The organism is Azospirillum sp. A26 (assembly GCF_042604635.1).
GTDB classification, from domain to species: domain Bacteria; phylum Pseudomonadota; class Alphaproteobacteria; order Azospirillales; family Azospirillaceae; genus Azospirillum; species Azospirillum palustre.
In genome coordinates, this window is the sequence record NZ_CP170472.1 from 207,171 (window position 1) to 230,289 (window position 23,119).

At 69.0% G+C, this 23,119-nt stretch carries 20 protein-coding genes; 12 read left to right on the plus strand and 8 right to left on the minus strand.

The window, feature by feature from the left end; all coding sequences use genetic code 11:
- Positions 1-17 precede the first annotated feature (17 nt).
- Positions 18-776: a M48 family metallopeptidase gene (locus ABNQ39_RS01515; RefSeq protein ID WP_376958415.1), complete on the minus strand. Its 759-nt coding sequence runs from the start codon at positions 774-776 to the stop codon at positions 18-20.
- 276 nt (positions 777-1,052) lie between these two features.
- Between ABNQ39_RS01515 and ABNQ39_RS01520 the strand changes: the two genes are divergently transcribed.
- From ABNQ39_RS01520 to ABNQ39_RS01540, 5 genes are all read left to right on the plus strand, one after another.
- Positions 1,053-2,660 (plus strand): PAS domain-containing hybrid sensor histidine kinase/response regulator, encoded by a 1,608-nt coding sequence (locus ABNQ39_RS01520; RefSeq protein ID WP_376958416.1) that lies wholly within the window; start codon positions 1,053-1,055, stop codon positions 2,658-2,660.
- 308 nt (positions 2,661-2,968) lie between these two features.
- Positions 2,969-4,324: a sn-glycerol-3-phosphate ABC transporter substrate-binding protein UgpB gene (ugpB, locus tag ABNQ39_RS01525; protein ID WP_376958417.1), complete on the plus strand. Its 1,356-nt coding sequence runs from the start codon at positions 2,969-2,971 to the stop codon at positions 4,322-4,324.
- 77 nt (positions 4,325-4,401) lie between these two features.
- Positions 4,402-5,286, plus strand: coding sequence for a sn-glycerol-3-phosphate ABC transporter permease UgpA (ugpA, locus tag ABNQ39_RS01530; protein WP_109051278.1), 885 nt, complete (start codon positions 4,402-4,404; stop codon positions 5,284-5,286).
- The gene (ugpE, locus tag ABNQ39_RS01535; protein WP_376958418.1) at positions 5,283-6,131 is read left to right on the plus strand and encodes a sn-glycerol-3-phosphate ABC transporter permease UgpE; all 849 of its coding nucleotides are present in this window, start codon (positions 5,283-5,285) and stop codon (positions 6,129-6,131) included. The genes ugpA and ugpE overlap by 4 nt, the downstream gene beginning before the upstream one ends.
- A gap of 25 nt (positions 6,132-6,156) precedes the next feature.
- Complete coding sequence (locus ABNQ39_RS01540) at positions 6,157-7,233, plus strand: sn-glycerol-3-phosphate import ATP-binding protein UgpC (RefSeq protein WP_376958419.1); 1,077 nt, start codon at positions 6,157-6,159, stop codon at positions 7,231-7,233.
- Positions 7,234-7,254: 21 nt separating this feature from the next.
- On the opposite strand, the gene ABNQ39_RS01545 is transcribed toward ABNQ39_RS01540, so the two are convergent.
- A complete protein-coding gene (locus ABNQ39_RS01545; RefSeq protein WP_376958420.1) occupies positions 7,255-7,428 on the minus strand; it encodes a DUF1674 domain-containing protein in 174 nt (57 codons plus the stop codon).
- A gap of 116 nt (positions 7,429-7,544) precedes the next feature.
- On the opposite strand from ABNQ39_RS01545, the gene htpX reads away from it, so the two are divergent.
- From htpX to ABNQ39_RS01560, 3 genes are all read left to right on the plus strand, one after another.
- Positions 7,545-8,552, plus strand: coding sequence for a zinc metalloprotease HtpX (htpX, locus tag ABNQ39_RS01550; RefSeq protein WP_376958421.1), 1,008 nt, complete (start codon positions 7,545-7,547; stop codon positions 8,550-8,552).
- A 112-nt stretch (positions 8,553-8,664) separates the two neighbouring features.
- On the plus strand, positions 8,665-9,597 hold the full coding sequence (locus tag ABNQ39_RS01555) for an exopolyphosphatase (protein ID WP_376958422.1): 933 nt from the start codon (positions 8,665-8,667) through the stop codon (positions 9,595-9,597).
- Positions 9,598-9,622: 25 nt separating this feature from the next.
- Positions 9,623-10,342 carry a hypothetical protein gene (locus ABNQ39_RS01560; RefSeq protein ID WP_376958423.1) on the plus strand — a complete coding sequence of 240 codons (720 nt, stop codon included), beginning with the start codon at positions 9,623-9,625 and terminating at the stop codon, positions 10,340-10,342.
- Between the two features lie 19 nt (positions 10,343-10,361).
- On the opposite strand, the gene ABNQ39_RS01565 is transcribed toward ABNQ39_RS01560, so the two are convergent.
- The 3 genes from ABNQ39_RS01565 to ABNQ39_RS01575 form a co-directional block, all read right to left on the minus strand.
- A complete protein-coding gene (locus ABNQ39_RS01565) occupies positions 10,362-11,264 on the minus strand; it encodes a DMT family transporter (RefSeq protein ID WP_376958424.1) in 903 nt (300 codons plus the stop codon).
- 163 nt (positions 11,265-11,427) lie between these two features.
- A complete protein-coding gene (locus ABNQ39_RS01570; RefSeq protein ID WP_376958425.1) occupies positions 11,428-12,411 on the minus strand; it encodes a cobalamin biosynthesis protein in 984 nt (327 codons plus the stop codon).
- 34 nt (positions 12,412-12,445) lie between these two features.
- Complete coding sequence (locus tag ABNQ39_RS01575) at positions 12,446-13,021, minus strand: ankyrin repeat domain-containing protein (protein WP_376958426.1); 576 nt, start codon at positions 13,019-13,021, stop codon at positions 12,446-12,448.
- 233 nt (positions 13,022-13,254) lie between these two features.
- Between ABNQ39_RS01575 and ABNQ39_RS01580 the strand changes: the two genes are divergently transcribed.
- Positions 13,255-13,902 carry a hypothetical protein gene (locus ABNQ39_RS01580; RefSeq protein WP_376958427.1) on the plus strand — a complete coding sequence of 216 codons (648 nt, stop codon included), beginning with the start codon at positions 13,255-13,257 and terminating at the stop codon, positions 13,900-13,902.
- 30 nt (positions 13,903-13,932) lie between these two features.
- Here ABNQ39_RS01580 and ABNQ39_RS01585 read toward each other — a convergent pair whose 3' ends face one another.
- From ABNQ39_RS01585 to ABNQ39_RS01595, 3 genes are read right to left on the minus strand one after another with little or no spacing between them, the layout of a single operon-like run.
- Positions 13,933-15,363, minus strand: a complete 1,431-nt coding sequence (locus tag ABNQ39_RS01585; protein WP_376958428.1) for a DUF1329 domain-containing protein — start codon at positions 15,361-15,363, stop codon at positions 13,933-13,935.
- Entirely contained in the window at positions 15,360-18,020 is a 2,661-nt protein-coding gene (locus ABNQ39_RS01590; RefSeq protein ID WP_376958429.1) for a response regulator, read from the minus strand. Before ABNQ39_RS01590 ends, ABNQ39_RS01585 begins: the two co-directional genes overlap by 4 nt.
- Positions 18,017-20,425, minus strand: coding sequence for an ATP-binding protein (locus tag ABNQ39_RS01595; protein WP_376958430.1), 2,409 nt, complete (start codon positions 20,423-20,425; stop codon positions 18,017-18,019). The genes ABNQ39_RS01590 and ABNQ39_RS01595 overlap by 4 nt, the downstream gene beginning before the upstream one ends.
- 296 nt (positions 20,426-20,721) lie before the next feature.
- On the opposite strand from ABNQ39_RS01595, the gene ABNQ39_RS01600 reads away from it, so the two are divergent.
- From ABNQ39_RS01600 to ABNQ39_RS01610, 3 genes are all read left to right on the plus strand, one after another.
- Complete coding sequence (locus ABNQ39_RS01600; protein ID WP_376958431.1) at positions 20,722-21,027, plus strand: STAS domain-containing protein; 306 nt, start codon at positions 20,722-20,724, stop codon at positions 21,025-21,027.
- A 63-nt stretch (positions 21,028-21,090) separates the two neighbouring features.
- Positions 21,091-21,894, plus strand: coding sequence for an ATP-binding protein (locus tag ABNQ39_RS01605; protein ID WP_376958432.1), 804 nt, complete (start codon positions 21,091-21,093; stop codon positions 21,892-21,894).
- Between the two features lie 10 nt (positions 21,895-21,904).
- Complete coding sequence (locus tag ABNQ39_RS01610) at positions 21,905-23,092, plus strand: PP2C family protein-serine/threonine phosphatase (protein WP_376958433.1); 1,188 nt, start codon at positions 21,905-21,907, stop codon at positions 23,090-23,092.
- Positions 23,093-23,119 lie beyond the last annotated feature (27 nt).

Sequence of the window (23,119 nt, forward strand, 5' to 3'; positions counted from 1 at the left end):
GGATCGGGTGGCGGGCGTCAGCCGTACCGCAGCAACCGCGTGCCGTTCGCCTTCAGCCAGGCCCGCGGCCAGTCCACGCCGCTGCCGTCCGTCAGGCTGGCGCACAGCGCCCAGAAGCGCGGCGAGTGGTTCATCTCGCGCAGATGGGCCACCTCGTGCCCGACCACATAATCCAGCACCGGCTCCGGCGTCAGGATCAGCCGCCAGGAGAAGGACAGCCGGCCGGTGGACGAACAGCTGCCCCAGCGGCTTTTGGTATCGCGGATCGTCACCGCCGCCACGCGGGCGCCGATGGTCGCGGCCTTCAGCCGGGCACGGGTCGCCAACTCGCGCTTGGCCTCCGCCGTCAGGAAATCGCGGACGCGGCGGGCGAGATGGTCCGGCTGACCGCCGACCAGCAGGGCGCCGTCCTCGATCCGCGTCGGGCCGCGCATGGCAGGGTCGTGGCGGATGACATGCTCGATGCCGAGATAGGGCACGCTGGCGCCGTCGGCGAAAGGCAGGGACGGCGGCATCGCCGCCAGCCGCGCCCGCAGCCAGCCGTCATGCCGGCCGACGAACTGGCGGGCATCGGTTTCCGACACGCCGACCGGCACCACCACTTGGACCAGCCCGCGCCCGGCATCGACACGCAGGGTCATGCGGGTCGCACGCGCGCTTTCCCGCAGCTCCAGCGGAATCGGCAGGCCGGATATCTCCAGCGCGCGGGGCGGCTGGGGCGGCCGGGCGGCGGACCGCTTGCGGCGACGTAAAAGGGCGGGGAGGCGTTGCACCATGCCGTCTTATAGCGCGGCCGGCGCCGGCTGCGGAAGCATCCTCCGCCCTTTGTCGGAATGGTGCCGCGGCCCAGTTTCGGCTTAAAGCATTAGGGCTTTCGAACGATCCCTGCCTATGGGGTCGACTGAGGTCACATTTGACACGATCGATCGGGGCACAAGATAAAGCAGAGGTAACGCGGTGGTCTCCAGACCTCCCATTTGCCGCCGGTTCACATGTTCGTTTGCTTATGGTCACCCCCTAGCCTTGCCCCTTAGCATTGCCGAGTACATGCCATGCCCCTCATCCCTGGAAAGACTCCGACACGTGAGGATTGGCTGGACGCCCTGCTGTCGGCCAACGGTTCTCCCCAGGCCCTGCTTGGCGAGGACGGGCGCGTGCTGGTGGCGAATCCGGCCTTCGCCGCCCTGATCGGCCATGCGCCGGGCAGGGTGGAGGGGCTGACGCTGGCAGAGGCCGGGCTGCCGGCCGAAACGGCCGAAGGGATCGACGGGCTGCGGCGGCGGGTGATGGCGACCGGCACGCCTGCCTCCACCACCGGACCGCTCCCCGGCTTTCCCTGCATGCTGGCGCTGACGCCCGTCACGGACGCCGATGGCCGCACCGGCGCGGTGGCTCTTGTCGCCGATGCCGGGGCCTCCGCCCTGGCGGAAGCAAGGGCGGAGGCGGCACAGGCCCGCGCCGATGCCGAGCGCGCCCGCACCGCCAAGGGCAAGTTCCTGTCGGCGGCCAGCCACGACCTGCGCCAGCCTTTCCAGGCGATGCACCTGTTCCACCATCTGCTGAGCGGCCGGCTGACCGATCCGGCCTCCATCGAGCTGGCGAACAAGCTGGAGCAGGCGATCCTCGGTGGCGAGGCGCTGCTGCGTGCCCTGCTGGAGGTCTCGGCGCTGGAGGCCGGGCTGGTCACCGCCAAGCCGCAGACCTTCCCGGTCGACGACCTGTTCGCCAAGATGCTGGAGGAGTTCGGCCCGGAGGCGGAGGCGAAGGGCCTGCGCCTGAACATCCACCCGTTCGACGCCCAGATCACCAGCGACCCGGCGCTGATGGAACGGCTGCTGCGGCCGATCATGGCCAATGCCCTGCGCTACACGCTGAAGGGCGGCGTCCTGCTTGCGGCGCGGCGGCGCGGCGAGTTCCTGCGCATCGAGGTGTGGGACACCGGTGTCGGCATCGACCCGTCCAACCATGCCGTGATCTTCGAGGATTTCCACCAGCTCGGCAATCCGGGGCGCGACCGCAAGCAGGGGCTGGGCCTCGGCCTCGCCATCGTGCGGCGGCTGGGGCAGGTGCTGGGGCATCCGGTGACGGTGCGCTCCAGGCTCGGCAAGGGCTCCGTCTTCGCGGTGGAGGTGCCGCTGGCCGGCAACGACGGCGACCGCTCGGGCGACGACTCCGGCGACAGCGAGCCGGAGCCGGCGGCGGGCCAGTCGTCCTTCGCCGCTGCCACATCCATGGAATCCGGCACGGTGCTGGTGATCGAGGACGACGCGGTGCAGCTTGAGGGGATCGGGCTGCTGTTGCGCGGCTGGGGTTATGCGGTCATCCCCGCCCGCGGCATCGACGAAGCCTGTGCCGGGCTGGGGGGCGGTGCGGCGGCGCCCGACCTCGTGCTGTCCGACCTGCGCCTGTCGGGGCCGGAGACCGGCATCGACGCCATCCAGGCGGTCCGTGCCCGCTGCGGCCGGCGGGTGCCAGGGGTCATCGTCACCGGCGACACCGATCCCGACCGGCTGCGCAGCGTCGACCGCAGCGGCTTTCCCCTGGTCCACAAACCCTGCGATCCGACCGCCCTGCGCCGCCTGCTGAGCCGCAGCCTGATGGCCGGACGAGCCGGTTCCCTGCCGTCCGCCCGCCGGCCGGATGCCGCCTGCCCGCGTTAGCCGTTCCGCACATGCGCGTTTTCGCTCTGCAACATTCCATCGCGGCGATTTTCACGTCATAAAACTGTAATGCGACGTCTTGACAGACCCGCGTATGCGTGCGCAGTGTGACGGTTAGAGCAACCAAACAGTTTCGAAAGCGATCATCTCGCTGCCGGCCTTTTTCGCAATCGCACACAACGCCGCACACATTGTCGTGTGCAGCGGCGTCGGCGATTGCCACCAAAACTTCACGAAAGCGTCGCGGGACGGCAACCCGTTGCCCTCATGACAACCGCGAACCATACCGGGATAGGGAGACCCACCGCATGTTGACCCGCCGCAAGCTTGCCCTCCTGTCGGGCGCCGCCACCACCTCGGCCCTGCTGTTCGCCGCGGCCCTGCCGGGCTCGGCTCTCGCGCAGCAGAAGACCGTGATCGATTTCTGGCACGGCCTGCCGCAGCCGCTGGGCGGCCAGCTGGAGCAGATCGCCAAGGACTTCAACGACAGCCAGCAGGCGGTCCAGGTCAACGCCTCCTACAAGGGCAGCTATCCGGAGACGATGCAGGCGGCCATCGCCGCCTTCCGCGCCGGCAACGCGCCGCACATCGTGCAGATGTTCGAGGTCGGGACCGCCACCATGATGGCCGCCGGTCCGGCGGTGAAGCCGGTCTACCAGCTGATGCAGGAGACGGGTGCGTCCTTCGACGCCGACGCCTACATCCCGGCGGTGAAGGGGTACTACTCGTCCAAGGACGGGAAGATGATGGCGCTGCCGTTCAACAGCTCCAGCACCATCATGTTCTACAACAAGGACGCCTTCCAGAAGGCCGGCCTCGATCCCAACAAGCCGCCGGCGACCTGGCCGGAGATGATCGAGGCGACGAAGAAGCTGAAGGCGTCGGGCTCCACCTGCCCGCTGACCACCGCCTGGCCTGTGTGGGCGCAGTTCGAACAGCTGGGCGCCATCCACAACACGCCCTTCGCCAGCCAGGCCAACGGCTTCGGCGGCCTGAACGCCGAGCTGAAGATCGACGCCCCGCTCTACGTCAAGCATGTCCAGACGCTGATCGACATGCAGAAGGACGGCCTGTTCAAGTATGGCGGCCGCGACAACAAGCCCGACGCCCTGTTCCCGTCGGGCGAATGCGCGATGATCCACGCGTCGTCGGGCCTGCGCAGCCGCATCCTGAAGGAGGCGACCTTCGCCTGGGGTGCCGCTCCGCTGCCCTACTGGCCTGAATTCGCCAAGGACGGTCCGAAGAACAGCATCATCGGCGGCGCCGCCTTCTGGGTGATGACCTCGCCCAAGCGCACGCCGGCCGAATACAAGGCGGTGTCGCAGTTCTTCACCTACCTCGCCCGGCCCGAGGTCGATGCCAAGTGGCACATGGACACCGGCTACGTCCCGGTGACGATGAAGGGCTTCGAACTGGCCAAGGCGCAGGGCTATTACGAGAAGAACCCCGGCGCCGACGTGCCGGCCGCCCAGCTGACCCGGACGCCGACCACCGAGAACAGCATGGGCCTGCGGCTGGGCAACCTGCCGGAAATCCGCAACATCATCCAGGAAGAGCTTGAGAAGGCCTTCCAGGGCCAGCAGGACGCCAAGCAGGCGCTCGACGCCTCGATCAAGCGCGGCAACACCGTGCTGCGCAACTTCGAGCGCGCCAACAAGGGCTGACCCAGTCTGCAACATCCTTCCCCCGTCCGCAGGCGGGGGAAGGATCGCGCCGTTTACCATTCACGAAAGACCATCCTTTGCAGCGTCGCGTCACCTTCGACAACCGGCTGTTGCCCTACCTGCTGCTGGCGCCGCAGGTGGCCGTGACGCTGGTGTTCTTCATCTGGCCGGCAGCCAACGCGATCTGGCAGTCGGTACACCTGCAGGACGCCTTCGGCATCCGCAGCGAGTTCGTCTGGTTCGAGAACTTCACCAATGTGCTGGGCGACCCGAACTATCTCGACACGTTGAAGGTCACCGTCGTCTTCAGCCTGGCGGTGACCGTGCTGGCGATGGGGCTGGCCCTGCTGCTGGCGGTGCTGGCCGATTCGAAGATCAAGGGAGCGCGGGCCTACAAGACGATGCTGATCTGGCCCTACGCGCTGGCCCCGGCCGTCGCGGCGGTGCTGTGGATGTTCATCTTCAACCCCGACATCGGGTCCTTCGGCCGGGCGCTGCGGGCGCTGGGCTATGATTGGGATTACCGGCTGAACGGCGGGCAGGCGCTGACGATGGTGATCATGGCCGCCAGCTGGAAGCAGGTGTCCTACAATTTCATCTTCTTCCTGGCCGGATTGCAGGCGATCCCGCGCTCGGTGATGGAGGCGGCCAGCATCGACGGCGCCGGTCCGGTGCGGCGGTTCTGGACCATCACCTTCCCGCTGCTGTCGCCGACCACCTTCTTCCTGCTGGTGGTCGACATGGTCTACGCCTTCTTCGAAACCTTCGGCACCATCCATGCCCTGACCCAGGGCGGGCCGGGCAAGGCGACGGAGACGTTGATCTTCCGCGTCTATCAGGACGGCGTCGTCAACAACGACCTCGGCGGGTCGTCGGCGCAGTCGGTGATCCTGATGGTGATCGTCATCGCGCTGACCGCGGTGCAGTTCCGCTTCGTCGAGCGCAAGGTCCACTACTCATGAAGCCGACCCGTTTCATCGATCTGCTGCCGCACATCGTCCTGATCGTCGGCGTCCTGATCTTCGCCTATCCGATCTATGTGACGCTGATCGGCTCCACCTGGGATTCCGGCACCATCGGCCGCGGCGGCCTGCCGCTGTGGCCAGGCGGGCAGGGGGTGACCAACTACGCCCAGGCCTGGGTGGGCGAGGCCGGCGACCGCGCCATGTACACGCCCGTCCGCACCATGATGCTGAACAGCTTGGTGATGGCGCTGTCCATCGCGCTGGGCAAGATCGCCATCTCCATCCTGTCAGCCTATGCGGTGGCCTTCTTCCGCTTTCCGCTGCGCATGGCCTTCTTCTGGCTGATCTTCATCACGCTGATGCTGCCGGTGGAGGTGCGGATCATCCCGACCTACAAGGTCGTCGCCGATCTGGGCCTGATCAACACCTATGCCGGGCTCGCCATCCCGCTGATCGCGTCGGCCACCGCGACCCTGCTGTTCCGCCAGTTCTTCCTGACCATTCCGGACGAACTGCTGGAGGCGGCGAAGATCGACGGCGCCGGGCCGGTGCGCTTCTTCATCGACGTGGTGCTGCCGCTGTCGCGCACCAACATCGCCGCGCTCTTCGTCATCCTCTTCATCTATGGCTGGAACCAGTATCTCTGGCCGCTTCTGGTCACCAGCAGCGGCGACATGGAAACCATCGTGACCGGCATCACCAAGATGATCGGCACCGGCGAATCGGCCAACGACTGGCACATCATCATGGCGACCACGGTGCTGGCGATGCTTCCGCCGGTGGCGGTAGTGGTGTTCATGCAGCGCTGGTTCGTCAAAGGTCTTGTGGACAGCGAAAAGTAAGCGCGGGCGAAGGGAAAGAAGAACAATGGCAACCGTTGAAATCCGCAACGTCCGCAAGTCCTACGGCCCGGTCGAAGCGATCAAGGGCATCGACATCGCGATCCAGGACGGGGAATTCCTGGTCCTGCTCGGCCCGTCGGGCTGCGGCAAGTCCACCCTGCTGCGCATGGTCGCCGGGCTGGAAGGCATCACCGGCGGCGAGATCGCCATCGGCGGGCGCGTGGTCAACCATCTGGACCCCAAGGATCGCGACATCGCGATGGTGTTCCAGAACTACGCGCTCTATCCGCACATGACGGTCTTCGACAACATGGCCTACGGCCTGAAGATCCGCGGCATTCCGAAGGCGGAAATCCGGGCGCGCGTCGACAAGGCGGCGACCATCCTCGAACTCGGCCGCTTCCTCGACCGCCGGCCGAGCCAGCTGTCGGGCGGCCAGCGCCAGCGGGTCGCCATGGGGCGCGCCATCGTGCGCGAGCCGGCCGCCTTCCTGTTCGACGAACCGCTGTCGAACCTGGACGCCAAGCTGCGCACCCAGATGCGGGTGGAGATCAAGCGGCTTCAGGACCGGCTCGGCATCACCAGCCTCTACGTCACCCACGATCAGGTGGAGGCGATGACGCTGGCCGACCGCATCCTGGTGATGAACCATGGCGTGGCCGAGCAGATCGGCACGCCGCTGGAGGTCTACCAGCGCCCGGCCAGCCTGTTCGTCGCCGGCTTCATCGGCTCGCCGCCGATGAATGTGCTGGACGGCCGCATCGACGACCGTGGCGAGGCGGTGCTGCTGCCCGGCGGCCAGCGCCTTGCCCTGCCGCAGGCGCGCCCGACCGACGCCGGCCGTCCGGTGAAGCTGGGCATCCGGCCGGAGCACATGGCCATCGCCGCAGAGGGGGTCTCCGGCGGTTTCTCCATCGAGGTCGAACTGGTCGAGGCGCTGGGCGCCGACACCGTGGTCTATGGCCGTCTGCCGGACGGCGAGAGCCTGCTGGTCCGCATGGCCGGCATCCCCACCGTGCGCGAGCGCGACCGGCTGACGGTCACCCCGCAGGACGGCGCCCTGCACCTGTTCGACGCGGTGACCGGCCGGCGGATGGAGTGACCGGGCGCGGTCGCTCTCCGATCAGAAGTCCGAACAGCGTCCCTTGAACTCCCAGTCGCCGTAGCGGGTCGGCTCCGGCCCCTTCGGGCCGCCGATCTCGCCCGGCTTCTGTTCCGGACCCTTGGCTTCCGTGGTTTCGGCCACCGCCTCGGTGGCGTCCTGCTGCGGCTTGGTCGGTTCGGTCATCATGTCCATCGCGAAACTGTGGGCATCCTGGCAGGGATCTTGAACGCGGGCGAGCCCCGGACCCATATCTGGATCATGTCCGGGATCGGAGCGGGTTACCCCGCTTCGGCCCATCCTGAACCGATATGGCGATTATGACCAGCTATCTGAAGACCACCATCCTCCTTGCCGGCCTGACGGCGATCTTCATGGCGGTCGGCTTCCTGCTGGGCGGCAAGACCGGCCTGATCATCGCCTTCGTCATGGCGCTGGGCATGAATTTGTTCAGCTACTGGAATTCGGGCGACATGGTGCTGTCGATGTATGGCGCCCGCGAGGTCGACGCCTATTCCGCCCCCGAGTTCCACGGCATCGTCGCCCGGCTGGCGGAGCGCGCCGGCCTGCCGATGCCGCGCGTCTACATCATCCAGAACGACCAGCCCAACGCCTTCGCCACCGGCCGCGACCCGGACCATGCGGCGGTCGCCGCCACCACCGGCCTGTTGCAGCGCCTGACGCCGGAGGAGATCGCCGGCGTGATGGCGCATGAGCTGGCCCATGTGAAGAACCGCGACACCCTGATCATGACGATCACCGCGACCATTGCCGGCGCGGTGTCGATGCTGGCCAATTTCGGCCTGTTCTTCGGCGGTTCCAGCAACGACGAGCGCGGCGGCAACCCGCTGGGCATGGTCGGGGCGATCCTGGCCGCCATCCTCGCCCCCATCGCCGCGACGCTGGTGCAGATGGCGATCAGCCGCACCCGCGAGTTCGAGGCCGACCGCATCGGCGCCGAGATCTGCGGCCGTCCCAACTGGCTGGCCGACGCGCTGACCAACATCCACAACAGCGCCACCCACATTCCCAATTATCAGGCGGAGGCGCATCCGGCGACCGCCCACCTGTTCATCGCCAACCCGCTCAGCGGCGCCAGCATGGCCAGCCTGTTCTCCACCCACCCCGACATGGGCGAGCGGGTGGCGCGACTCCGCAACATGGCGGCCCAGACCGGCAGTTTCAGCGGCGGGTTCGGCAGTGGTGGCTTTGGGGGCGGCCGGACCCCGCCGCGCGACGGCCGCTCGCCCTGGGGAGCGCCGCCGCAGGGCGGTCAGGGCGGCTTCATGCCGCAGAACCGCCGCGGCCCCTGGGGCTGATCTGGGGCTGATCTCTCAAGCGGGTCTCTGGTAAAGGATTGCGCGCCGAAGGGGTAGACGACTACCCTTCCGGCACGCGCTCAATCATGACGGTCGCCAGGGGATTTCTTGCATGTCCGACGCCGCGAAGTACCGCCTTGTCACCCGGTCCGATTTCGACGGGCTCGTCTGCGCCGTCCTGTTGAAGGAGCTGGGCATTCTCGACGAGATCAAGTTTGTCCATCCCAAGGACATGCAGGACGGCAAGATCGAGATCACCGACCGCGACATCACCACCAACCTGCCCTATGTCGACGGCGCCCATCTGGTGTTCGACCATCACCTGTCGGAAACCATGCGCGTCGGCGAGAAGCCCAACTACATCATCGACCCCAAGGCGCCGTCGGCCGCCCGCGTCGTCTATGATTATTACGGCGGGAAGGAGCGCTTCCCCACCATCTCCGACGAGATGATGGAAGCGGTCGATCAGGCCGACTCGGCGCAGTACCAGCGCGAGGACATCCTGAACCCGACCGGCTGGACCCTGCTGAACTTCATCATGGACGCGCGGACCGGCCTGGGCCGCTTCCGCGAGTTCCGGGTGTCGAACTACCAGCTGATGATGGACCTGATCGACTACTGCCGCAGCCATACCATCGAGCAGATCCTGGATCTGCCCGACGTGAAGGAGCGGGTGGAGCTTTACACCCAGCATGCCGAGCTGTTCGTCGACCAGCTGAAGCGCTGCGCCACCGTGCACGGCAACGTCGTCGTGCTCGACCTCCGCAAGGAGGAGACGATCTATGCCGGCAACCGCTTCATGATCTACGCGCTGTTCCCCGACACCAACGTGTCGATCCATGTGCTGTGGGGCCTGAAGCAGCAGAACACCGTGCTGGCCTGCGGCAAGTCGATCCTGGACCGCAGTTCGAAGACGGACATCGGCCCGCTGATGCTCCAGTATGGCGGCGGCGGCCATCAGGCGGCCGGCACGTGCCAGGTCGACAACGACCGGGCCGAAGAGGTACTGGAGGCGATCGTCGCCCGCATGCGGGCGGACGGCTGAGCGTCACCGACCGGGTTTCGAGCGATTGAGCGCCCTTCTTTCTTTTCCCGACGACACCCTGTTCGACGCCGGCTGGCTGTCCGCCCTGTCCGACGAGGTGCCGAGGACGGAGGCGCTCGACCGTGCCCGGCCGGTGGTCGCCGATGCCATCGCCCGCACCGGTGCGGCAGGGGCGGCGGCGCTGGCCCGCATCGAGGCACTGGTGGCGGAGGCGGCGCTCGACGCCATCCCGGCCCTGCTGGCGGCGGAGACGGTCGAGTTGCCGGACGCCGCCGCGGCGAGCGAGCGCTCGATTCATGAGCTGATGAGCCGCGTGGCCTACAAGCGTCGCGAGCTGATGCCGCTGTTCCCCGACCTGATCGAGCGGGTGGCCGCCGTTCATGCCGCCGCGATCCACGCCTGCGGCACCGCCCGCTGGCGGCTGATGGCGGCGCGGGCGCGGATGCAGCCCGGCCGGCCGTCCAGCCCGATCCAGGGCGCCGGCACCCGCTATGTGAAGAGCGACCGCTTCGACGCCCGCGCCGCCGAGAGCCTTCCCGGCATCGACCGCACCCGCGCCGACCGCATCCTGAAACGGCTGGGCGAGACGCCGGTGCCGGACGAGCTGGAGCTTCGCCCGCTGGACGGCGGTGGCGATCTCTGGACCATCAAGGCCGGCGGGGTCAGCCGCTTCATCCTGTGGGTCGAGCGCGACCGGCGCGGACCATTCTACATGGTGGAGGATGTCGGGCCGCAGGCCGTCTGACGGCTGCCGGCCCGACGGTTCAGGAGGACTGCCGCGACCGCATCTGTTCGCGATAGAAGATGTAGACGCCGCTGCCGACGATGACGACGGTGCCGAGGATCGTCGACAGGCGCAACTCCTCGCCGAACAGCATCAGCGAATAGACCGCCGCCCACACCAGCGTGGTGTAGCCGAAGGGCGCCACGGTGGCGGCGGGGGCGGCGCTGTAGGCGCGGATCAGGCAGAAATGGCTGATGCCGCCCAGCGTCCCCAGCAGGATCATCAGCGCCGCACCCGTCAGGTCGGGCGTCACCCAGTTGAAGGGCAGGGCCAGCGTGCAGGCGACCGTCCCGGCCATGCCGGTGTAGAAGATGGTGGTCGTCGGCGAATCCGCGCCCCGCAGCTTGCGGGTGGCGATCTGGTACAGCGCGTTGCTGAAGGCCGCGGCCAGCGGCAGGGCCAGCGCCCATTGGAAGGTGCCGCCCACCGGCCCGACGATGATCAGGGCGCCAGCCATCCCGACCAGCACGCCAACCCAGCGCCGCCAGCCGACCTTCTCGCCCAGCAAGGGCACCGACAGCGCCGTGATCAGGACCGGGACGGCGGCGGCAATCGCCTGCACCTCGGCGAAGGGGATGCTGCGCAGGGCGAGGACGGCGAACAGCGTGGTCGCCAGCAGCAGGCAGGAGCGGACGAGTTGCAGCGGCAGCCGGTGCGACACCATCAGATGCGGGCTGCGCCATGCGACGACCGTGCCCACCAGCAGCATGTGCACGGCGAAGCGCGCCCAGGCGACTTCCACCACCGGATAGCTCTTGGTCAGGACCCGGATGGTGGCGTCCTGGGTGACGAACAGCAGCGTCGTCAGCATCATCCAGAAAATGCCGGCCTGGCCCGACCGCCGTTCCGCCTGGGCCCGCTCGGCCAAAACATTGTCCGCCAATGTCGCTTCCGCCCGCGCAGCCTCAGCCGCAGCCGGCGCACTCTCTCCCGTACTCATCGCCCCCGCTTTCCCTGCCTCGCCATACTAGTATATGGACGGGATGCGGGCGGTGGCCTGACAAGGGCGGGACATTGCCGTGTCCGGGGCGCAGGGCTGCGGCACCTCAGATGCCGGCCACGCCCCACAGCAGCAGCGCCACCAGCCCGACCAGCAGCAGGGAAGCGACGGCGGACAGAGCGAGCGCCCGCCCGATGTCGGCGGGGGTGACGCGGGCGCGGCCGTCGCCGATCCAGTTCTCGGTGATGACCACCCCGCCGTCGCGGTGCGGGCCGCCCAGCGCCAGCCCCAGCGCGCCGGCCATCGCGGCGATGGGCCAGCCCATGTTCAGCGACGGATGCTTGCGCGCGTCGCGGCCGAGAGTGCGCAATGCGCCGCCGGCCTTGGCGGTGCCGATGAAAGGGGCGGCCAGCGCCAGCAGCAGGCCGGCCAGACGGGCGGGCAGGGCGTTCAGCGCATCGTCCAGCGTCGCCGCGGTCGATCCGAAGCGGCCATGGCGGACGCCGGGGCTGCCGAGCGCGGCGTCGGCGCCGTCCATCGCGGTCCAGACGAACAGTCCCGGCACGCCGAGCAGGGCATAGCCGAAGACCGGCGCCACCAGCTTGCGGTCGAAGGCGCGGGCGGCTGCCTCCACCGCCGCGCGGGCGATGCCATGCTCGTCCAGCCCATAGACATGGCGGCGGGTCAGCGACTGGATCGCCTCCTGCCCGGCGACGACTCCGCCGCTTTCCAGCGCCCGGCGCACCGCCCGAACGCGGGTCCAGGCCGCCCGGCCGCGCAGACCGCAGAGCAGGGCCAGCAACTCCACCATCCAGCCGCGGCCGATGGAGCCGATCCACTCCACCAGCAGCCCGGCGGCGGCGGCGATCAACACCAGCGCCAGCACCACCAGCGCCCCGCGGAACAGCTGGGCCGGCTTGCCCCGCTCCGCCCGGTTCAGCCGGGCATCGGCGGCGTTGCAGAAGCGCCGCGCCAGCCCCGCCGGGTCGGGCAGGATGCGGTCCAGCCAGTCGCCGAACAGCGCGTCGATCCCCAGCGCCAGCAGCAGAAGCAGCAGCGGGCCGGGACCGCCGAAGGCCGAACCGAACATGGAGTCTCCGGGGCAGAGGATCAGCGGAGGGGCGTCAGCGGGCGCCGGCCTGGCGCAGCAACGTACCAACGCGGGGGTTGCGGCTTTCCTGCGCCCAGTTCAGCGCGGTCCGTCCGGTGAAGTCGGAGCGGTCGACCTTGGCCCCGGCCTTCAGCAGTTTGTCCACCACGTCGGCCCGGCCGTTGCGGGCGGCGACCATCAGCGGGGTCATCCCTTCGCGGTTCTCCATGTCGACCTTGGCGCCCTTCTTCAGCAGCAGGTCGATCAGTTCCGGATTGCCGCTCTCGGCCGCGGCCAGCAGCGGGGTGACGCCGGCCTTGTCGGCGCGGTTCACGTTGGCGCCGCTGTCCAGCAGCAGGGCGGCGATGGCCGGACTGGAGCGGTCGACGGCAGCCAGCAGGGCGGTCTTGCCATGGATGTCCGCCTGGTTGGGGTTCTCGCCCCGCAACAGGGCGCCCTTTGTCTTGGTGACGTCGCCGTCATTGACCGCCTGCATCAGGCCCGTGTCCTGGAACAGGCTGATCTGGGCGAGGGCCGGGGCGGCGGAGCCGACGGACAGGCCGGCTGCAAGCAGAGGGGCGAACAGGGTGGCGAGCAGGAGCCGCTTCATGGCGGGTATCCTTCCTTGACAGCATGGGTGCCGGATACTAGCCAGAACACCGGTGCTTTTGCCAGATCGGCCTTCATCGCCAGACCATGGCCCGGCAGGTCCGCATCGACAGGTTGAGCCCATGGTCCGCAATCCGCTCGCCCGCCGCATCGCGCTCTCCAGCGGAACCTTGCCCCTGCTTTCCGGTTGGATTCGGATTGTTCGGATTTCCTGCCAAGCGAAGGGGTGGAGGCATGATCGAGAGCCGCGACCAGAACCCGACCACGATCGATTCCAGTGCCTGGACGGGAGACGCCGGGACCGCCGGCACCGATGCCGGCAGCACCGATGCGACGGTGCGCGAGGCCGTGGCGGTCTTCGACAGCCGCGATGCCCTGCAGAACGCCATCGACGACCTGACGCTCGCCGGCTTCCAGCGCCACGAGTTGAGCCTGCTGGCCAATGACGAGACGATCCGCGAGCGGCTGGGCGATGTGCCGGGCGACGTCGGCAGCCTCGCCCACGATCCCGACGCACCGCGGCAGGCCTACATCTCGCCGGAGGATGTCGGCAGCGGCAAGGGTGCCGCGGTCGGTTTCCCCGCCTATGTCGGCGCCATCATCGCCACCGGCGCCGTGCTCGCCACCGGCGGCACCGCTCTGGCCGCGGCTGCCGCTGCCGCAGCGGCGGGTGTCGGCAGCGGGGCGGCCGGGTCCTTCCTGTCGCAATGGATCACCGACAAGCGCAACGAGCCGATGCTGCAACACCTCGACAAGGGCGGCATCCTGCTGTGGGTCAATGTCGGCGACGCCGCCCGCGAACGCATCGCGCTGGAGATCCTGAACCGCCACGCCACCCGGCCGGCCGAGACGCACGAGGTCAGGCAGACCGGATCGATGTGACGATCCGCCGCCGCTTCACCCCCGCCCCGGCTATCCTCGCCGTCCGCGGCGGACCAGCGCGTCGGGGGTGAAGTCCTCCGGCTTCAGCGGGGCATCGTAGCGCGGTGGGGGCAGGCCGTTTTCGACGCCGCGAGCGGTGTACCGGTCGGCCGTCAGGTCGAAGGCGAACTCCATCGTCGGCACCAGGGCCGGCACCTGCCAGTCCGGCAACGGGTGTGCTTCGGCGTAGCGCAGAAGCTCCCCCTTGCCGTTGTAATGCTCCGACGCCAGGATCTGCCAGCTGTCCTCGTCCAGGTAAAAGGTGCGGTCGGGCAGCGAATGCTTGAAGTTCGGCTTCAGCCGGGCATCGACCACCCAGACCCGGTGCATCTCATAGCGCAGGAACTGCGGGTTGGGATGGTGCGGCCACAGGATGTCCCGCATCGTCAGGCTGGGGTTGATCAGCCGGTGGGCGTTGTACGGCATGTACATCTCGCGCCGCGTCACCAGCGTGTAGTCGAAGCGGTCGAGCGCGCCGCTGAACATGTCCAGCATGTCGGCGGTACAGATCCCGCCGGTCACCGGGTCGGGCGTGTCATAGGCGAAGTCCGATGCCGGAACGACGCGCCCGCGTTCCCCCTCGCGCACCCAGGCGCGGGTGCGGGCGGCAATGGGGTCGAGCGTCCCCTGGACGATCAGGCTGCTGCCCGCCTGTTCCTTGGGGTCCAGGATCGTGCGGCGGTAGAGCAGGGGCGGGGCGGCGGCATCCCCGGCGGCATAGGGCGAGGCGAAATCCTCACGCAGCCGGGTCATCGACCGGGTTCCGTCGCCGGACTGCACCACCGTCAGGCTGGTGCGCGACAGGGTGCCGCCACGCCAGCGCAGCTTGTGGTTCCACATCGCCTGCACGCCGTTCGCCGGAATCGGGAAGGGCACCCCCACTGACGCATCACGCAGGGCCAGCCCGTTCTCGCCCAGCCTGGCGCGGTCGGCGTTGGCGAGCGAGGCGTCGTAAATGCGCTGCGGTGCCGCGGCGCTACGGCGGCTGGGAAACAACGCCAATTCGAAGCTGTCCGGAAACTTCTCAAGCAGGGCCTGCTGTCCGGCAGTCAGCCGGACCTTGTAACGCTCGACATCGGCGGCGCCGACGGTGAACCAGCGCACGTCCTCGATATAGGGATCGGGCGAGGGGCGATCCGGCACATAGCCGCGCGGCGCCTCGGTCAGCCCGCCGGTCCAGGGCGGGATCGCCCGCGTGCGGTTGCCGGCGCGCACCGCCCCGAAGGGCGTCAGTTCCTCGCCCAGCCGCGGCACGCCGACATCGGCCGGGGCGCTTTGGGCTGGGGCGCTCGGGGCCGGAGTGCCTGGGGCCGGGGCGCTTTGGGCCAGAGCGCCGCGGGCGGTGGCGGCAGAGGCGGCGGCCCCCAGCAGCAGGCCAAGGGCTTGCCGCCGGTCGGGGTGGAAATCCGTCGGGTCGCTCATGCCGTCGACCGCTCCTCGAGAGCCAGTTCCCGTTCGACGGCGGTGCAGGTCGCGGCAAAGCTGTCGCGCAGCCGGCCGGCCTCCTCCCTGAGCCGAGGGAGCGGCGCGCCTTCGGTGGCCGACTGCTCCAGCACGCGGGCGGCCTCGGCCAGCGGCCTAGCGCCGGCATTGCGGGAGGACCCCTTCAGATTGTGGGCGCACGCCCGCATCCGGTCGCGGTCGCCGATGTCGAGAGCCTTGTCCAGATCGGCGATCACCCCGCGGCCGATGGCGATGAAATCGCCCAGCAGTTCCGCCAGCATCTCCGCATCGCCGCCGCACAGCGCGCGCAGGCCGGCGAGTTCGATTAGAGGTTCGTGCAATGTCTCGGGCGCCGGCTCCGGCAACGGCTGTGCCGGAACTTCGGCTGACTCGGTGGGGACCGGCGGCATCCAGCGGGCGAGCGTCACCCCCAATTGCGACAGCTCCAGCGGCTTGCTCAGCACATCGTCCATGCCGGCGGCGCGGTAGCGGTCGATGTCGGCCGGGGCGGCATTGGCGGTGATGGCGACAATCGGGAGGCGGTCCGCCGACGGTTCATCGCCGCGGATCCGGCGGGTCAGCTCGAACCCGTCGATCTCCGGCATCTGCACGTCCGTCAGCAGCAGGGCGAAACGCCGCCGGCCCCGCCGCATGGCGTCGAGCGCTTCCAGCGCCTCGGCCCCGCCGGGTGCCATCTCCGCGGCATAGCCCAGCGCCTGCAACTGCATCAGCAGAACCTTGCGGTTCACCGGATTGTCTTCGGCCACCAGGATCAGGCGCCCCTGGGCTTCTGCCTCCTCAACGCCGGGGGCGCCGGGGGCAGGGCCTGTTGCGGTCTTCGCACCGTCAGGTGACGGTAGGGCGGGGGACTGGGGCTGGGGGTGGACCGGCTGGGGATGCAGCCTGCCGGCGGCGATGGCCACCGCGCGCAGCAGGACCAGCCGGCGCAGCGGGCGGCTCAGCACCACGGTGCCGGCTTCCGCCCCGCGCGTCGCGGGATGGGAGGCCGGGCCGGGCATGCCGCCGGTCTCATGGCAGAGCAGGACCACCGGTGGCCGGGCCTCGCCGCTGCGGCGGCCAAGCTCCTCCGGCGCGCAGGCGGCGGCGGGCACGTGCAGCGCCTCGTCAATGGTGACGACGCCGACCGCGCAGCCGGCTTCGCGCGCGATGCGGGCCTGGGCCGCCAGTTCATGTGGGGAGGCGGCGGGCAGCACACGGGCGCCGGCCTGCTCCAGATAGCGGGCGAGGAAACCGCGCTCCGTGTCGTCGGGCACGCCCAGCAGGACGGTCAGCCCGTCCAGATCGACGGCCTCGGGACCGTCTTCCGCCGAAACCAGCGCGGCGGTGCTGGCCAGGGGGAGGCGCAGCCAGAAGGTGGAGCCGAGGCCCGCCTCGCTCTCCACCCCGATCTCGCCGCCCATAAGGGCGGCCAGCCGCCGGCTGATCGACAGGCCGAGCCCGGTGCCGCCGAAGCGGCGGGTGGTGGAGCTTTCCGCCTGGGTGAAGGGCTGGAACAGGCGCTGGCGCGTCGGCTCGGCGATGCCAATGCCGGTGTCGCAGACGGCGATGCGCAGCAGCGTCTCCGTGCCCGTCGGGGGCGACTCCAGCTCGGCGCGCAGCACGACGCGTCCGGCCTCGGTGAACTTGATGGCGTTGCCGGCCAGATTGAACAGGATCTGGCGCAGCCGCACCGGATCGCCCAGCAAAGTCTGCGGGATCGCCGGGTCGACATAGGTCAGCAGCGCCAGCCCCTTGGCCCCGGCGGCGGGGGCCAGCGTTTCCGCCACCCCCTCCACCAGCGCCGGGACCGACAGCGCCACCCGTTCCAGATCCATCTTCCCGGCTTCGATCTTCGAGAAGTCCAGGATGTCGTCGATGATCCGCAGCAGCGCGTGGGCCGACTCGCGCATGGTGCCGACGGTGTCGCGCTGGTGGTCGTCCAGCTCGGTCCGCTCCAAGAGGCCCAGCATGCCCAGCACCCCGTTCATCGGCGTGCGGATCTCGTGGCTCATGGTGGCGAGGAAGGCGGATTTGGCCTTGGTCGCCTCTTCCGCCTGTTCGCGGCTTTCGCGCAGCTCGCGCGTGCGCTCCGCCACCCGGGTTTCGATGGACTGGATCTGGTCGAAGGCGCGCAGCGCCGCGATCACCGCGGTGAACAGGCTTTCCGCCGACAGGTCGGCCTTCGGCTTGTAGTCGTTGATGTCGTAATCGACGATCACGTCGCGCTGCGGCGCCTGACCCGGCTGGCCGGTGCGCAGGATGATGCGGACATCGCGGTTGCCCAGCCCGTCCCTGATCCAGCGCACCAGCTTCAGGCCGGAATCGTCCTCCTCCATCACCACGTCGAGCAGGATCACGGCGATGTCGTGCCGGCTTTCCAGCACGGTGCGGGCGTCCGCCGCGGTGAAGCAGCTGACGAGGTCCAGCCGCCGCCGCTGGAAGGCGACATCGGCAAGCAAAAGCCCGGTCATGGAATGGACGTCGGACTCGTCGTCCACCACCAGGATCACCCAGGGCGGGGCCGCCGGGTCGATCACCGCCAAGCGTGCGGCTGCCTCGCTGGGCTCGCGCGCGGCGCCGTCAGCTTCCTCGTCGGCGAACAGGATCTCGTCGTCGTCGTAGGCGCCGATGCTCATGCGGATTCGGTCTCCAGCGCTGTAGACGTCGGCGCGGGGTTGGGGGGGACAGCGGGGGTGGCGGTGGTCTTCGGAATGCGCAGGGTGAAGGTAGTTCCATCGCCGGGAACGCTGTCAACCGAGATCCGCCCGCCCAGCGACTGGGTGACCAGATTGAACACGATGTGCAGCCCCAGGCCGCTGCCGCCCGCCCCGCGCCGGGTGGTGAAAAAGGGCTCGAACACCTTGGGCAGGTTTTCCGCGGCGATGCCGACGCCATCGTCGGCGAAGCGGATCTCCACCTCGCCCTCGGCCACCTCGTCCACGTCGATGACCATGTGCCCCTTGCTGTCCGCCGGGAAGGCGTGGGTCAGCGCGTTCATCACCAGATTGGTCACCACCTGGCTCAGCGCGCCGGGGAAGCTGTCCATCAGGATGCCGGGCGAGCAGGCGATGGCGACGCGGTGGCGGCTCTTGCGCAGGGTGGGGCCGAGCGAGGTCACCACCTCCTCCAGATAGGCCAGCAGGTCGAAGCGGCGGCGCTCCTCGCTGGTCTGGTCGACGGCGACGCGCTTGAAGCTCTGGATCAGTTCGGCGGCGCGGGTCAGGTTCTGTTCGATCAGGCGGGAGGATTCGCTGGCGGTGGCGACATAGGCGGCAAGCTCCGACTTTTTCATCGTCCCGCGCTCGAACCCCTCGACCAGCATGCCGGTCCGGCCCGACAGGTGGGTAGCGCAGCCGAAGGCGATGCCGATCGGGGTGTTGATCTCGTGGGCGACCCCGGCGACCAGCAGGGCGAGCGAGGCCATCTTCTCCGCCTGGACCAGATTGGCCTGCGTCTCCTTCAAATCGGCATAGGCGCGTTCCAGCTCCTGCATCGCATTGAAGATCTCCTCGGCCGACCGGGCTTCAACCGTCACGTCGGTCAGGGTGCGGACGAATCCGCCCTCCGGCAGCGGGTTGGTGCGCACCTCGACGATGCGGCCGTCGGGACGGCGGCGCTTGAAGGTGAAGGGCTGGTCGATCATCCCCGCCGGCTCCTCCATCGGCTCGCCCGGCGGCATCCCGAAGCCGCCATCCATACCGGCGTCGGAGCCGCGTCCGCGGCCCCCCGCGCCGATGCCGTAGCTGAGATAGAGATCGGGGTCGTCGCCCATCTCGCCGAACTCGCCCTGGCGGCGCTGGAGCGCCACCACGTCGGCGAAGCGCGGGTTTCCGGCCAGCACCTCGGGCGGGATGTTCAGCAGCTCGGCGGCGCGGCGGTTCGCCGTCACCACCCGCCCGTCGCCGTCGACCTTGATGATGCCCTGGTCGGTGTTGTCCAGCGTGACCTGCAGCACGTTGCGCTCATGGGCCAGATCCAGCTCGGCACGCACCCGTTCGGTGACGTCGGACATGGTCCCGGTCAGGCGGCGGGCGCAGCCGTCGGGATCGCGCTGGGCGGTGGCGCGGTCCTCGATCCAGGCCCACCGGCCGTCGCGCCGGCGCATGCGGTAGACGGCGGTATAGGCCATGGCACGGTCGCGCACCCGGCGCCGCGACTCCGCCATCACCCGCTCCGCCTCGTCCGGATGCAGCAGCGAGGACCAGGTCTCCGCCGTCATCCGCAGCTCGTTCGGACCATAGCCGAGCAGGGCGGGGAACTCCTTCGACCACCAATATTGCCCGCTGCGCAGGTCGTAATCCCAGACGGAGGACCGGGTGGCGGTGATGGCCAGCGCCAGCCGCTGCTCGCTCTTGCGCAGGGCGGCCTCCTCCTGTCCCAGCCGGGCGAGCATGGCGTTGTGGGCCTGGATCACCCGCCCAAGCTCGTCGGCGGCGCGCCAGTCCACCGGCTGGTGCCCGCCGCCCCGTTCCGATTCCAGGATGGAGGCGATCAATCGCCCCAGCGGCCGGCCCACCGTCAGCCGCAGTGCCGCCAGCGCCGCCGCGATGGTGCCGGCCAGCATCAGCAGAAGCAGCACCGCGGTGTTCACCACCTCCTGCCGCAGCTGTTCGCGCACCACGTCGTGGCTGTAATGCAGGGTGATGGTGCCGACCTGGAGGTTCTGGACCCGGACCGGCCGCCGTTCGATGTTGGCGTCGCTGCTCAAGGGACAGTTCGGCCCCGGCCAGGCGAACAGCCCGTCGGCCAGATCGTCGCTCACCTCGACGCAGACAAGCTCCCGGTTGGCGCCGATGGCCTGGATGACGTTGCGGATCGCCTGGACGTCGAAGGTCCACAGATTGTTGGACAGCGCCGCCGCGTTGATGTCGGCGATGGTCGCCACCTTCTCCCGCAGCGCCGCCTGCAAATCCTTGTAGCGGTCATAGAAGAACAGCGCCGAAAACAGCGAAACCGCGACCACGAGGCTGGGCACCAGGATCAGCAGGAACTTGGCCGATACCGTCGGTATGCGCCGCCATGCCTCAACGATCCTGGTCATGCCTTGCCGTTCCGGAGGTTCGTTGTAGGGCGGCGATGCGGCACGCGGAGCGCGCACCTCCCCAAGGACGTTCTACCTCGTCGTCCGCCGCCCGTCCATGCGGGTTGAGTCCCAGGGGCGGGAAGCGGAGGAAAAGTGTCGCGCCTGAGGAGAGCGGTTGTCCCATTCCAGTATCGAAGCTTGAGGTTGGCCGAGTGCTTGCACTACTGTGCATAAGCGGAAGGCTTTGGTTTCGCGCGCATTTGTATGGGTGCGGCCAGGGTTGCGGACCGGATGAGAGGATCTTGAGAGGATCTATGGATTTCAAGACGACCAACACAGTCGATGCGACGGAGGTGTGGCTGACGGGCCGCCTCGAGTTCACCGACCATGACCGGCTCAGAGACATCGTCGAACTGGTCGAGCAGTCCCGTGCGCGGCGCTTCGTCATCGACATGTCGAAGCTGGACTTCATCGACTCCGCCGGGCTCGGGATGTTGCTGATCCTCCAGGAGGAGACCGAGAGCCGCAACATCAAGATGATCGTTCGCCATCCTCTGGGTGACGTGAAGCGGTCGATCGACCTGGCGCGGCTGGGCGAGATCATCACCATCGAGTCCTGACCAGCCGAATTCCGAACTGCCGAGTCCTGACCTGCCGGTCCTTGTCCCAGGGGAGTTTGCCGCATGGACGCCGCTCATCACGACCGCCCGGCCGAACCGGCACTCCGCGGCTTCAGCCTGTTGCGCGACCGCGTGCCCGCCGACATGGCCGCCCGCGTCGCGTTGCGCTTCGCCGGGACGGTGCAGGACCAGCGGGACGATGCCGTGGCGACCGGGCGGGGGCTGCCGGACCGGGCGGTCGAAACGCTGCTGATGGAGCGGGCCGACCGAGACCGTCTGCGCGAAGCCCTCGACCGCAGCCCCTTTCTGACGGTCGAGCTGGGGGAGGGCGCCGACGAGGCGGCGGCGCCGCTCGACGACTGGTCGGGGGCACCGGCGGCCGACGATCCCGAGCTTCCCGGATTCTACCTGTCGCTGACCACCGGCACCGCCTATGGCCTGCAATGCCCGGTGCTGGTCTGCGACGAGCTGGTGCGGCGCGGCGTCCTCGATCCGCAACGCCGGTCCAATGTGGAGCTTTGCCTGCATGAGGCCGTCGCCAATGCCATCGTCCACGGCAATCTGGGCCTGTCCAGCGCGGTGAAGGGGGAGCCGGGCGGCTATCGCCGGTTCAGCGAGATGATGCGCGACCGGCTGGGCGATCCCGCCGTGACGCGGCGGCGGCTGGACATCTTCTGCCGCTGGAACGGGCGCTGCATCGCCATCGCGGTGGTGGACCAGGGCGGCGGCTTCGACACCGCGCTGGCCCCGGCGACCACCGGCAACAAGGCGCGGTCGGGCCGCGGCTTCGTCTTCATGCGGACGCTGGCCTCTCGGGTGACGGTGACCGACGGCGGGCGCTGCACCGTCCTGCAGTTCGACCGCTGACGGAGCGTCCATGGCCGCGCCCGCCCTGTCGCTGTCGGACTGCCGCGTCCTGATCGTCGACGACAACGAATTCAACCGCAAATCGCTCGCCCTGGTGATCCGCCGCGCCGGCATCGCCGAGATCGCCTTTGCCGAGAACGGCCGGGAAGGGCTGGCGGCGGTCGACCGTTTCCGCCCCGACCTCGTCCTGCTGGACGTCGACATGCCGGTGATGAACGGCTGGGAGATGTGCGAGGCTTTGCGCCGCAACGCAACGCACGAGCAGCTTCCCGTGCTGTTCCAGACCGCGCTGGACAGCGACGAGGAGCAGGTGCGCTGTTTCGAGGCCGGCGGCAGCGACTTCATCTCCAAGCCGATCAAGCCCGGCGAGTGCGTGGCGCGTGTCCGCCACCAGCTGGAAAAGCGCAAGCTGTTCAACGATCTCGCCGCCTTCCGCGAGCGGGTCCAGCGCGAGCTGTCGCATGCCCGCGCCATGCAGACCTCGCTTCTACCGGAGACCCGCAAGCTTGCCGAGGTGGCGGACCGCTACGGCCTGACGCTGGACGCCCATTTCGAGACCTCGTCGGAGTTGGGCGGCGATTTCTGGGGCCTCTATCCGCTGGGCGACCGCCGGCTGGGGCTGCTGATGATCGATTTCGCCGGGCACGGCATCACCGCGGCGATCAACACCTTCCGCCTGCACACGCTGATCGACCGCTTTCCGATGCAGCATATGGCGCCGTCGCAATGGCTGACCCAGTTGAACGGCGCGCTGAAGGACGTGCTGCCGACGGGGCAGTTCGCCACCGCCTTCTTCGGCATCCTCGACCTCGCCATCGACACGCTGACCTTCGCCGCGGCGGGCTCGCCCAACCCGGTGCTGGGAACGCCGGCCGGCGCGAAGGGAAACGGGCCGGATATCCGCCTGCTCGATTCGGCCGGGCTGGTGCTCGGCGCCTCGCGCCGGGCGCAGTATGTCGACCAGAGCCACCGCCTGCCGCGCGGCGGCTTCCTGTTCCTGTACAGCGATGCCCTGATCGAATGCGGCAGCGACGAGCATGCCCCGCTGGGGCAGGGCGCCGTGCCCGATTTCGTCCGCGACGCGCTGGCCCGCGACCGCCAGCACCCGCTGCGGCCGATGATGGACAGCTTCTATGCCCGCACCAGCTTGCCGCTGCGCGACGACCTGACCGCGGTGTGGGTCGCCCGGCGAGCATAGGGGCGGGCGTGACGGAGGGGCGCGAGC